This is a genomic window from Enterobacter cloacae complex sp. P47BA (assembly GCF_014930485.1).
In the GTDB taxonomy this organism is placed as follows: Bacteria; Pseudomonadota; Gammaproteobacteria; order Enterobacterales; family Enterobacteriaceae; genus Enterobacter; species Enterobacter bugandensis.
Genome location: NZ_JADBRF010000009.1, coordinates 151,068 through 163,300 on the forward strand (window position 1 = coordinate 151,068; position 12,233 = coordinate 163,300).

The window sequence follows — 12,233 nt, forward strand, 5'->3', positions numbered from 1 at the left end:
GCCAACTGAAAACACCAATAATTAGAATTTAACGTGAAACCGACTCAGATATCAGTAAAAGACATGATTTTGTCGTCACGATAAAGTCCGGAGCAAAAAAAAGGCCAGCACAGGAGGTGCTGGCCTTTCATCAGAAAAGAAATTATTCCACTTCGCGGGCGTCGATACGCAGCTCTTTCGGCACTTCGAAGACGATATTCTCTTCGCGTCCTTCCAGCGGCACCGCTTCGCCCCCGCCCAGCTCCTGCAGACGAGCAATGACGTTTTGCACGAGGATATCCGGCGCGGAAGCGCCTGCGGTAACGCCAACGCAGGCCGCATTTTTCACCCACGCTTCCTGGATGTCCGTCGCGTCGTCGATTAAAAACGCCGCTTTCCCCATACGCTGCGCCAGTTCGGCCAGACGGTTGGAGTTAGAGGAGTTTTTAGAGCCGACAACCAGCACCACGTCCGCCTGTTCAGCCAGCGCGCGCACCGCTTCCTGACGGTTAGTGGTGGCGTAGCAGATATCATCCTTACGCGGCCCGACGATTTTCGGGAAGCGCTGGCGCAGGGCGTCAATCACGTCTGAGGTGTCGTCTACGGAGAGCGTGGTCTGGGTCATAAACGACAGACGCGCTTCGTTTTTCACGTTCAGCGTCAGGACATCTTCCGGCGACTCCACCAGGTACATTCCCCCTTCCGGGTTGCTGTACTGGCCCATGGTGCCTTCAACTTCCGGGTGACCGGCGTGGCCAATCAGAATCGACTCTTCACCACGGCGGCTGGCGCGCGCCACTTCCATATGCACTTTTGTCACTAATGGGCAGGTGGCATCGAATACGGTCAGATCGCGGCTTTTCGCTTCGTTACGGACCGCCTGAGAGACGCCGTGCGCAGAGAAGATCAGGATCGCACCGTCCGGCACTTCGCTGATCTGCTCGATGAAAATAGCACCGCGCTCGCGCAGGCTGTCGACCACGTAGCGGTTATGTACCACTTCGTGACGCACGTAAATCGGCGCGCCGTAAATCTCCAGCGCGTTTTCAACAATGCTGATAGCGCGGTCTACACCGGCGCAGAAGCCGCGCGGGTTAGCCAACAGGATCTGCATTTCAGGCCTCCAGTGCCGGATCGATCTCCAGCACTTCAACATCAAAATGAACGGTACGCCCGGCAAGCGGATGGTTGAAGTCAACGGTGATAGAGTCGCCGTTAATCTCGCGGATCACGCCAGGCATTTCGCTGCCGTCCATAGCGGTAAAGAGCATAATCGCCCCGATTTCCGGTTCGCCCGCGTCCATAAACTCGCGGCGCGAGAAATACTGAATCAGGTCCGGGCTTGGCACGCCAAACGCGGCATCCGGCTCCAGCGAGAACGCTTTTTTCTCACCCTCTTTCAGGCCCAGGAGCTGCTGCTCAAGACCTTCAGACAGGGAGGTATCGCCGAGACGAAACAGGGCAGGTTTGCCGTTATTGCGGGTGGATTCAGCCGTGGAGCCGTCATCCAGCTTCAGCGTGAAGTGAACCAGAACCGCGCTGTTGCTCTGTACGGATTTAGACATACACATTGCTCTTTAATGTTGTGCCGGGTGGCGCAGCGCATCACCCGGCATTGACAATTACGCCTGCTCTTTCGCTGCGGGTTTAGGCAAGAAGCCTTCCAGCACGATTAACGCCGCACCGATGCAAATGGCGGTGTCGGCCAGGTTAAAGGTCGCGAAGTGCCAGTCGCCGACGTAGAAGTCGATCATATCGACCACAAAGCCGTGCCACAGGCGGTCAAACAGGTTGCCCAGCGCGCCGCCAATGATCAGCGCGTAGGCGATGTTATTCAGCTTTTGCGTGGCCTTCGAGCGGTACATCAGCACAGCCAGTACCACGCAGATACCGAGAGCGATACCCGCGAAGAACCAGCGCTGCCAGCCACCGCTGTCGGCAAGGAAGCTAAACGCCGCGCCGTAGTTGCGCGCATAGTGCAGGTTAAGCGACGGGAACAGCGAAACCGTCTCCCCCAGAGCGAAATTCTGGAGGATCAGGAACTTGCTGCCCAAATCGATAATCAGCACCACCACAACCAGCCACAGCCAGCGCAGTCCTGTTGAACAGAGAGTTTTACTCATCAGGCAAACTTACGTTTTTCGCCGTCACCGGCGACGTTGCTTACACAGCGTCCGCAGATGTCTGCGTGTTCCGCCACCTGGCCGATATCGGTAGTGTAATGCCAGCAGCGCGGGCACTTCTCACCTTCGGCTTTGCTCAGTGCGACTTTCAGGCCTTTGAGCAACTCGCTCTGCTGAGCATCAGCAGAAGCCTCGGCATAATCCGCAACTTTTGCACCGGAGGTCAACAGGACAAATCGTAATTCATCGCCCAGCGCGGTCAGCTTCGCCGCCAGCTCCGGTTCGGCGTACAGGGTCACTGCCGCTTCCAGAGAGCCACCGACTTTTTTATCCGCACGCGCCTGCTCGATAACCTTGTTCACTTCGCCACGCACTTTCAGCAGCTCGTCCCAGAAGGCATCGTTCATTGCTTCGGTGCTGGAGAGATCGAACAGACCTTCATACCACTCGCCGGTGAAGACATACTTCTCACGGTCGCCCGGCAGATAGCCCCAGATTTCATCCGCGGTGAAGGACATGATCGGCGCCATCCAGCGTACCAGCGCTTCTGCGATGTGGAACAGCGCGGACTGGCAGCTACGGCGCGCCACGCTGTCCGCTTTCGCGGTGTACTGGCGATCTTTGATGATGTCGAGGTAGAACGAGCCCATCTCGATGGAGCAGAAGCGCATTAGGCGCTGCACCACTTCGTGGAAGTCGTAAGACTCATAGGCTTTCAGGATATCTTCCTGCGCCGCTTTCGCGCAGCCTACCGCCCAGCGGTCCAGCACGACCATCTCTTCCGGTTTCACCATGTCTTTCACTGGATCGAACCCGTTCAGGTTCGCCAGCAGGAAGCGCGCGGTGTTACGGATACGACGATAGCTGTCGGCAGCACGCTTCAGGATCTCGTCAGACACCGCCATTTCGCCGGTGTAGTCGGTCGACGCCACCCACAGACGCAGGATGTCCGCGCCCAGCTTGTTCATCACGTCCTGCGGCGAAACGGTGTTGCCGATGGACTTGGACATCTTACGGCCCTGACCATCCACGGTGAAGCCGTGGGTCAGTACCTGACGGTAAGGCGCTTTACCTTTCATCGCGGTGGAGATCATCAGGGATGACATGAACCAGCCGCGGTGTTGGTCGGAACCTTCCAGATACATGTCGGCGGCGTGACCGGCAAACTCCGGACGCACGTCAACTACGGAGGCGTGAGTCGACCCGGAGTCGAACCACACGTCCAGGGTGTCTGGCACTTTCTCATAGTTGTCCGCGTCCGCGCCCAGGATGTCGCGGGCGTCGAGATCCCACCACGCCTGAATGCCGTCAACTTCGACGCGCTTCGCCACTTCTTCCATCAGTTCCAGGGTGTTCGGGTGCAGCTCATGCGTCTCTTTATGCACGAACAGCGACATCGGCACGCCCCAGGTACGCTGACGAGAGATACACCAGTCAGGACGGTTAGCCACCATGGATTCGATACGCGCCTGGCCCCAGTCCGGGATCCACTGCACGCCTTTGATCTCTTTCAGAGACTGCTCGCGCAGGCCTTTTTGATCCATGCTGACGAACCACTGCGGGGTCGCACGGAAGATGATCGGCGTCTTGTGGCGCCAGCAGCACGGATAGCTGTGCTGCATTTTCTCAACGTGCAGCAGCGCGCCGCTGGTGCGCAGCATGTCAACGATGATGTCGTTGGCTTTGAAGACGTTGATACCATCCAGCGCCGGGTAGGTGCCAGGCAGGTAAGAACCGTCCGGGCCTACCGGGTTGGCAATTTCCAGGCCGTATTTCAGGCTGATGTTGTAGTCGTCAGGACCGTGGCCACCGGCGGTATGTACCGCACCGGTACCCGCGTCCAGCGTGACGTGGTCGCCCAGGATCGCCGGAACGTCGAAGTCCAGGAACGGGTGTTTAAAGCGCATCAGCTCCAGCGCGTCGCCTTTTACGGTGCCCAGCACGGTGTAGTCGGTGATATTCGCGCGTTTCAGCACGCTTTCAACCAGATCTTTCGCCAGGATTACCGCGCGGCCATCAATCTGCACCAGCGCATATTCGAACTCGCCGGAGAGAGAGATTGCACGGTTGGCTGGCAGCGTCCACGGGGTAGTGGTCCAGATCACCAGAGAGATCGGGCCGCTAACGCCAGGCAGACCGAATTTACCTTTAATGGCATCCTGATCGACCGCTTCGAAGGCCACGTCGATTGAAGGTGAAGTTTTGTCGTAATATTCCACTTCCGCTTCTGCCAGCGCAGAACGGCAGTCCACGCACCAGTGCACAGGCTTTGCGCCTTTATGCAGGTGGCCGTTACCGATGATTTTGCCCAGCGCACGGATGATGTTGGCTTCGGTTTTGAAGTCCATGGTCAGGTACGGGTGCGACCAGTCGCCCAGCACGCCCAGACGGATAAAGTCAGCGCGCTGGCCTTCAACCTGGGTGGCCGCGTATTCGCGGCACTTCGCGCGGAACTCTGCAGCGGTGAACTTCTCACCTGGCTTGCCAAACTCTTGCTCCACTTTCAGCTCGATCGGCAGACCGTGGCAGTCCCAGCCCGGCACGTAAGGCGAGTCAAATCCCGCGAGTCCTTTGGACTTCACGATAATATCTTTCAGAATCTTGTTTACTGAGTGACCAATATGAATGCTGCCATTCGCATATGGAGGGCCATCATGCAGAATGAAGGTTTTTTTGCCTTTTTTGGCTGCACGAATGATGCCGTACAGGTCATCATCGGTCCAACGCGCCAGCATTCCCGGTTCACGTTTGGCGAGATCGCCGCGCATCGGGAACCCTGTTTCCGGCAAATTCAGGGTTGATTTATAGTCACTCATCAGATTCTCGGTTCCGTATTTATCACGTAGGCAGTTAAGCCGGTTCTAAAGCCCAAAAAACTCGCGGGCCGTTAATTCATCTCGCGCGATTTGCGCCTTAAGTTCATCCAGCGAAGCAAATCGCTGCTCGTTGCGTATTTTTTTACGCAGTATTACATCTATATGGCGACCATAAAGGTCCATTACAACGTCCAGCAGGTGCACTTCTAGCTGTTGACGCACACCGGCAACGGTAGGACGCGTGCCAATGTTGGCAACGCCGTAAAACGACTTATCGCCCAGTCCTGCCACTTCCACCGCATAGACCCCTTTAACCGGGGAAACCTGACGACGCAGCGGTATATTCGCCGTCGGGAAACCAATCGTGCGGCCCAGCGCATCGCCATGAACCACGCGGCCAGAGATGGTGAACGGATGGCCCAGCAAATTTTCTGCCGTCTCCAGTTCATCATTAGCCAGCGCCTGCCGCACCGCCGTGCTGCTGACGCGCACGCCGCCTTCACAGAAGGTCATCGCGCTGGTGACGTCAAAACCGTACTCCAGACCAGCCTTCTGTAATAGCAAGAAATCGCCCTGACGACCAGCGCCAAAGCGGAAATCATCCCCCACGGCGAGAAACTGAACGCCAAGACGCTTAACCAGCAGGTCGCTGACAAAATTTTGTGCTGTCAGTGCGGCAAAGCGGCGATCGAAACGCACACACAATACGTAGTCCACGCCGGACTCCGCCAGGTAGCGCAACTTTTCGCGCAGGCGAGTGAGGCGAGCGGGAGATTTATCGCCCGCGAACAGCTCCAGCGGCTGTGGCTCGAAAATCATCACCACAACGGGCAGGCCACGGGCCTCCCCTTCTTTACGCAATCCCTGCAACAGCGCCTGATGACCACGATGCACGCCGTCGAAATTACCAATGGTCAGCACGCACCCGTGTGGCGCTCTGCTGAGATTATGTATGCCGCGTATCAGCTTCATGTCTGGCTCAAAACAGTGAAAATCGCCAAAGTATACCTTGTACAGCGGTTAAGGTTAACCGGCGATTGTTCGCGCAAAACAGAAAGCCGTAATGATTTCATCAGGCTGACCTTTCACAGCGAAAAAATCTGCCCGTGAACTGCGATTTTTACGCCGAAAGGCTGTATTCACGAAAGACAAGCTGGTAGAATCCTGCGCCATCACTACGTAACGTAGCGTCGCTAATTAACGGCGCTTATTTGCACAAATCCATTGACAAAAGAAGGCAAAGAGGGCATATTCCTCGGCCTTTGAATTGTCCACATAGAACATATTTGGGAGTTGGACTTGGCTAATATCAAATCAGCTAAGAAACGTGCCGTTCAGTCTGAAAAGGCTCGTAAGCACAACGCAAGCCGTCGCTCTATGATGCGTACTTTCATCAAGAAAGTATACGCAGCAATCGAAGCTGGCGACAAAGCTGCAGCGCAGAACGCATTTAACGAAATGCAACCAATCGTGGATCGTCAGGCTGCTAAAGGTCTGATCCACAAAAACAAAGCAGCGCGTCATAAAGCAAACCTGACCGCGCAGATCAACAAACTGGCTTAATCGCTACTTGTTGTTGCTTGTTTAAAGAACCCGCTTAACGCGGGTTTTTTTATGTATTCAGAATGCCGGTGGCGTAAACAGCGCCGAGTAGTCACGGTTGCAGATTCGTTGCACCGCCGGGTGTTGAATCATCCTTTCGGCGAAAATGGCGTGGTACTCCTCCATCACGTTATCTACTCTGCCAATCTCCGTAATCTTATCGTCTGAATAGAGATCGTGCGCGTAGAGCGTTGGCGCCACGAAGATCGCATTATGCGCTTCGCCAAAGGCTTTCATCAGCGCCGCATCGTCGAACTCACCGAGGATCTCCACGTTCAGCCCCTGCGAATTAAACCAGTTCAGCAGCTTGCGTCCGAGCATGGAACGCCTGCCCGGCACCAGCAGGCGACGCTCTTCCAGACAGGCCGGGAAAGGTTTCTCCGGCGGTGGATTGATGCACCAGAAGCTGACGCCGCATTCGCCAATTTTCACCGAGAACAGCCCCTCCTGCTGCGTGGAGTCGATGGGGCAATCCGAGATAATCATGTCCAGCTTGTGCTGGCTCAGCTGCTCCAGCAGCATCTCGTGGGTGGATTCAAAGCAGCGCAGATGGATTTGTTCATCCTCTACCACGGCGGCATCCAGCACGCCGCTTACCAGCCGTTTGGACAGTGCATCCGCCACCCCCACGTCAAAGAGCAGGTTCGACTCTTTGCGGTAGTTGACGATATCCAGCATCTCCTGGCTCAGGGTAAACATTTTGTCCGCATAGCGGAAAACCAGTTCACCCAGTTCGCTGGGCTCAATCCCACGGCCCTTGCGCTTGAAGAGCTTACCCTGCAGCCGTTCTTCAAGGGCTTTGATTTGCCCGGTGATGGTTTGCGGCGTCAGGTAAAGCGCCTCTGCAGCCCCCACGACCGAGCCCTGTTTGTAAACGTGCCAGAAGTAGTAAAGATGGTTGTAATTCAAATGAGGCATCGCGTCTTCGCTCCCTGAGTGTGTATCGGGAGAAGAGTGACCTTCTCCCGGTGTTCCGTTATGCCTGGACGGCCTGTCCGGACAACTTCACCTTCAACAAAGTATACCCAATCACTGCCGCCAGTAATGACCCAATGAGAATGCCGAGTTTCGCCCAGACGATGAGCTCTGGCGCGTTTGCACCAAACGCCAGCGTCGAGATAAAGATCGACATGGTGAATCCAATACCGCACAGTATGCCGACGGCCATGATCTGACTAAAGGTTGTACCGTTCGGCAACGATGCCAGCTTCATCTTCAGCGCCAGCCAGCAGAAGAGGCTGATCCCCAGCGGCTTACCGATAAACAGCCCGGCAATAATCCCCAGCGGCAGGACAGACGTCAGCCCGTCCAGCGTGACCCCCTGCAGGGAAACGCCCGCGTTGGCAAACGCAAACAGCGGCAGGATCATAAAGGCGACCCACGGGTGCAGCACGTGTTCCAGCTGTTTAGCGGGTGACTTACCGTCCTGCGGCTTAAGCGGCACGAAGAAGCCCACAATCACGCCGGCCAGCGTGGCGTGCACGCCGGATTTCAGCACCGCCGTCCACAGCACCATCCCCACCAGGATATAGATACCGATGCGGCGAACGTTGAAGATGTTCAGCACCGCCAACACCGCAATCGCCCCGGCGGCCACGCTCAGGGACAGGATCGACAGATCGCTGGTGTAGAACAGCGCGATAATCACAATGGCGCCCAGGTCATCAATGATCGCCAGCGCCATCAGGAAGATTTTCAGCGCAACCGGCACGCGGCTGCCGAGCAGAGCTAAGACACCGAGCGCAAAGGCGATATCCGTTGCGGCCGGGATCGCCCAGCCGTCACGCGCGACAGGATCCTGCCAGGTAAATGCGAGAAAGAGCAGCGCTGGAACGACCATCCCACCGAGCGCGGCAATAACCGGGAACGCCGCGCGCTGGCGGCTGGCTAGCGAACCTAGCACCAGCTCGCGCTTAACCTCAAGACCAACGAGCAGGAAGAACACCGCCATTAGCGCATCGTTGATCCACAGCAGCATGTTCTTGTTAATTTCCAGCGCTCCGACCTTCAGCTCGACGGGCGTTTCCAGAAATGCGTGATAGAGATCGCGGGTCATGCCCAGGTTAGCCAGCACCATCGCGGCGGCCGCGGCAATAATCAGGATCACACCACCGGACGCCTCACTGCTAAAGAAACGGTGTAGTAATTTCATTTATATTCTCTCTTTTACAACGATACCTCGATAAAACCATAATACCAAGCCAAATAACTCGGCAAAAACAGATTAATATTGCGTATAGACTCAGTTTTACCGATCTATAACTGCAAAAAAAAGCCCGGAATCGCTTCCGGGCTTTTTGAAGTTAGACACAGCTAACGAATTAGCGGGTCAAATCATCGAAGAATTTTTTGACGCCATCAAAGAAGCTTTTGGAGCGCGGGCTGTTTTTCTCACCCGTTGGGCCGCCAAAGCTCTCCTGAAGCTCTTTCAACAGCTGTTTCTGCTTGTCGTTCAGGCCAACCGGCGTTTCCACGACGACGCGGCACAGCAGGTCGCCCTGCGCACCACCGCGAACGGATTTCACGCCTTTGCCGCGCATGCGGAACAGCTTGCCGGTCTGGGTTTCACCAGGGATTTTCAGATTGACGCGACCGTCCAGCGTCGGCACTTCGATTTCACCGCCGAGAGCCGCCATCGCAAAGTTGATCGGCACTTCACAGTACAGGTTATTGCCTTCACGCTCGAAGATGGCGTGCTGCTTCACCTGAACCTGAACGTACAGATCGCCTGCCGGCGCGCCGTGCTCGCCTGCTTCGCCCTCACCCGCCAGACGGATGCGGTCGCCCGTATCAACGCCAGCCGGGATCTTAACGGACAGGGTTTTGGTTTTCTCAACGCGACCATGGCCGTGACACTTGGTGCACGGATCTTTAATCAGCGTACCGCGTCCGTGACAGTGCGGACAGGCCTGCTGTACCGCGAAGAAGCCCTGACGCATCTGTACCTGGCCGGAGCCATGACAGGTTGGACAGGTCTGTGGCTGGGTACCCGCTTTCGCGCCACTGCCGTGGCAAACGTCACACTCTTCCAGCGTCGGGATACGGATCTCTTTCGTGACGCCACGAACGGCCTCTTCAAGAGTGAGATCCATGTTGTAGCGCAGGTCTGCGCCGCGCGCTGCGCGCTGACGACCACGACCGCCGCCGAAGATATCGCCGAACACGTCGCCAAAGATGTCGCTGAAATCCGCACCGCCGCCAAAGCCGCCGCCACCGAATCCACCGCCGCCCATGCCGCCCTGTTCAAAGGCCGCGTGGCCGTACTGGTCATAGGCCGCACGTTTTTGTGCATCAGTCAGGACTTCGTAGGCTTCTTTGATCTCTTTAAATTTTGCTTCAGCCTCTTTGTCACCCTGGTTACGGTCCGGGTGGAATTTCATGGCCAGGCGCTTATACGCCTTTTTGATTTCACGCTCTTCCGCAGTTTTCGGAACGCCTAAAATCTCGTAATAGTCTTGCTTTGCCATTGGTTTTTTTAAGCCCCTTAACATGCGAGCACGGGCGTGGAGAGTTCTCCTACGCCCGTGCCGATTAATTACCCTGCATCAGGGCGATTATTTTTTGTCTTTAACTTCTTCGAACTCAGCGTCGACAACGTCGTCGTCTTTCGCGTTGTTCGCAGAAGCGTCAGCGCCTGCCTGCTGCTGTGCGTGCTGCTGCTGAGCGATTTCCATCAGCTTCTGGGAAGCCTGTGCCAGCTCCTGCATCTTCGCTTCGATATCCGCTTTGTCTTCGCCTTTCAGAGACGTTTCCAGCGCGGTCAGTGCAGCTTCGATAGCAGTTTTGTCTTCCGCTGGCAGTTTATCGCCCGCTTCTTCAACCTGCTTACGGGTGCTGTGCAGCAGATGGTCACCCTGGTTACGGGTCTGAACCAGCTCTTCGAACTTACGGTCGGATTCCGCGTTAGCTTCGGCATCGCGAACCATTTTTTCGATTTCCGCTTCATTCAGGCCAGAAGATGCCTTGATGGTGATCTTCTGCTCTTTACCGCTGTTTTTGTCTTTCGCAGACACGTGCAGGATACCGTCAGCATCGATGTCGAAGGTAACTTCGATTTGCGGCATGCCGCGCGGTGCCGGGTTGATGCCGTCCAGGTTAAACTGACCCAGGGACTTGTTATCAGACGCACGCTTACGCTCACCCTGCAGCACATGGATGGTTACCGCAGACTGGTTGTCTTCAGCGGTAGAGAACACCTGGCTGTGCTTGGTTGGGATGGTGGTGTTTTTGTTGATGAGCGCAGTCATCACACCGCCCATGGTTTCGATACCCAGAGACAGCGGGGTAACGTCCAGCAGCAGTACGTCTTTCACTTCACCAGTCAATACACCACCCTGAACCGCCGCACCGATAGCTACCGCTTCGTCCGGGTTCACGTCTTTACGTGGCTCTTTACCAAAGAATTCAGCCACTTTCTTCTGAACCATTGGCATACGGGTCTGACCACCCACCAGGATAACGTCCTGGATGTCAGATACAGACAGGCCAGCATCCTGCAGTGCAACTTTCAGCGGCTCGATAGAACGGTTCACCAGGTCTTCTACCAGGCTTTCCAGTTTCGCACGGGTCACTTTGATGTTCATGTGTTTAGGACCGGTCGCGTCTGCGGTGATGTACGGCAGGTTCACATCGGTCTGCTGAGCAGAAGACAGTTCGATCTTCGCTTTCTCAGCGGCTTCTTTCAGGCGCTGCATCGCCAGCGGGTCGTTACGCAGGTCAATGCCCTGATCTTTCTTGAACTCGTCAACGAGGTAGTTGATCAGACGGGTATCGAAGTCTTCACCACCCAGGTGGGTATCACCGTTGGTTGCCAGAACTTCGAAGGTTTTTTCGCCGTCAACTTCGTCGATTTCGATAATAGAGATATCGAAGGTACCACCACCCAGGTCGTAAACCGCGATAGTACGGTTGCCGACTTCTTTATCCAGACCGTAAGCCAGTGCAGCCGCGGTTGGTTCGTTGATGATACGTTTTACTTCCAGACCTGCGATACGGCCAGCATCTTTGGTTGCCTGACGCTGAGCATCGTTGAAGTAAGCAGGAACGGTGATAACAGCTTCAGTTACCGGCTCACCCAGGTAATCTTCAGCGGTTTTCTTCATTTTTTTCAGCACTTCAGCAGAGATCTGCGGTGGTGCCGTTTTGGTGCCTTTCACATCAAGCCACGCATCGCCGTTATCTGCTGCGATGATTTTGTAAGGCATGATAGAAACGTCACGCTGAACTTCTTCGTCCTGGAAGCGGCGGCCAATCAGGCGTTTGATCGCAAACAGGGTGTTTTGCGGGTTTGTCACTGCCTGACGTTTAGCCGGCTGACCAACCAGAGTTTCACCATCCTGGGTATAAGCAATGATAGAAGGCGTGGTGCGATCGCCCTCGGCGTTCTCCAGCACGCGTGCAGTAGTGCCGTCCATAATCGCTACACAAGAGTTGGTAGTACCCAGGTCGATACCAATAATTTTACCCATCTAAACGTCTCCACTAAAAATTCAGTCAACATGTGGTTGTGTACCTGTAATAAGGGCAGAACGTGCTTTTTCAACTGCCCAGATTTGATTTTTTTCAGGTCCACACACTGCGGTTGACTACAAGATGGGGTCGCGACGGCATCCATCAAGGGGCAAGCATAAAAAAAATTTTAATTTCACCCTGATGAGATCATAGACGGCGTCGATGCCGCCCATTATGATGCCGCGCCCCGTCAGGGAGTATT

The 12,233-nt window shown here is 55.6% G+C and carries 10 protein-coding genes and 1 pseudogene; 1 reads left to right on the plus strand and 10 read right to left on the minus strand.

The annotated features are described in order from the left end of the window. Nucleotides 1-142: 142 nt before the first annotated feature. From ispH to IM299_RS22915, 6 genes and pseudogenes are all read right to left on the minus strand, one after another. Nucleotides 143-1,093, minus strand: a complete 951-nt coding sequence (gene ispH, locus IM299_RS11405) for a 4-hydroxy-3-methylbut-2-enyl diphosphate reductase (RefSeq protein WP_028015471.1) — start codon at nt 1,091-1,093, stop codon at nt 143-145. Nucleotide 1,094: 1 nt separating this feature from the next. Then, nucleotides 1,095-1,544: an FKBP-type peptidyl-prolyl cis-trans isomerase gene (fkpB, locus tag IM299_RS11410; protein ID WP_003856450.1), complete on the minus strand. Its 450-nt coding sequence runs from the start codon at nt 1,542-1,544 to the stop codon at nt 1,095-1,097. A 57-nt stretch (nt 1,545-1,601) separates the two neighbouring features. Next, nucleotides 1,602-2,102 (minus strand): signal peptidase II, encoded by a 501-nt coding sequence (gene lspA, locus IM299_RS11415; RefSeq protein WP_028015470.1) that lies wholly within the window; start codon nt 2,100-2,102, stop codon nt 1,602-1,604. Further along, nucleotides 2,102-4,918 carry an isoleucine--tRNA ligase gene (gene ileS / locus IM299_RS11420; RefSeq protein ID WP_045631133.1) on the minus strand — a complete coding sequence of 939 codons (2,817 nt, stop codon included), beginning with the start codon at nt 4,916-4,918 and terminating at the stop codon, nt 2,102-2,104. Before ileS ends, lspA begins: the two co-directional genes overlap by 1 nt. 45 nt (nt 4,919-4,963) lie before the next feature. Continuing rightward, a complete protein-coding gene (gene ribF, locus IM299_RS11425; protein ID WP_028015468.1) occupies nt 4,964-5,890 on the minus strand; it encodes a bifunctional riboflavin kinase/FAD synthetase in 927 nt (308 codons plus the stop codon). Between the two features lie 7 nt (nt 5,891-5,897). Next, a pseudogene (locus tag IM299_RS22915) lies at nt 5,898-6,116 on the minus strand (DUF2575 domain-containing protein). Nucleotides 6,117-6,217: 101 nt separating this feature from the next. Here IM299_RS22915 and rpsT point away from each other — a divergent pair. Then, nucleotides 6,218-6,481, plus strand: coding sequence for a 30S ribosomal protein S20 (gene rpsT, locus IM299_RS11430; RefSeq protein WP_003856458.1), 264 nt, complete (start codon nt 6,218-6,220; stop codon nt 6,479-6,481). A 57-nt stretch (nt 6,482-6,538) separates the two neighbouring features. Here the strand turns inward: rpsT and nhaR are convergent, their stop codons facing one another. The 4 genes from nhaR to dnaK form a co-directional block, all read right to left on the minus strand. Beyond that, nucleotides 6,539-7,438 (minus strand): transcriptional activator NhaR, encoded by a 900-nt coding sequence (nhaR, locus tag IM299_RS11435; protein ID WP_028015467.1) that lies wholly within the window; start codon nt 7,436-7,438, stop codon nt 6,539-6,541. Between the two features lie 58 nt (nt 7,439-7,496). Further along, nucleotides 7,497-8,672 (minus strand): Na+/H+ antiporter NhaA, encoded by a 1,176-nt coding sequence (gene nhaA, locus IM299_RS11440; protein ID WP_041911268.1) that lies wholly within the window; start codon nt 8,670-8,672, stop codon nt 7,497-7,499. Nucleotides 8,673-8,841: 169 nt separating this feature from the next. Next, a complete protein-coding gene (gene dnaJ / locus IM299_RS11445) occupies nt 8,842-9,987 on the minus strand; it encodes a molecular chaperone DnaJ (protein ID WP_008502040.1) in 1,146 nt (381 codons plus the stop codon). 87 nt (nt 9,988-10,074) lie between these two features. After that, nucleotides 10,075-11,988: a molecular chaperone DnaK gene (gene dnaK / locus IM299_RS11450; RefSeq protein ID WP_028015465.1), complete on the minus strand. Its 1,914-nt coding sequence runs from the start codon at nt 11,986-11,988 to the stop codon at nt 10,075-10,077. Between the last annotated feature and the right edge of the window lie 245 nt (nt 11,989-12,233).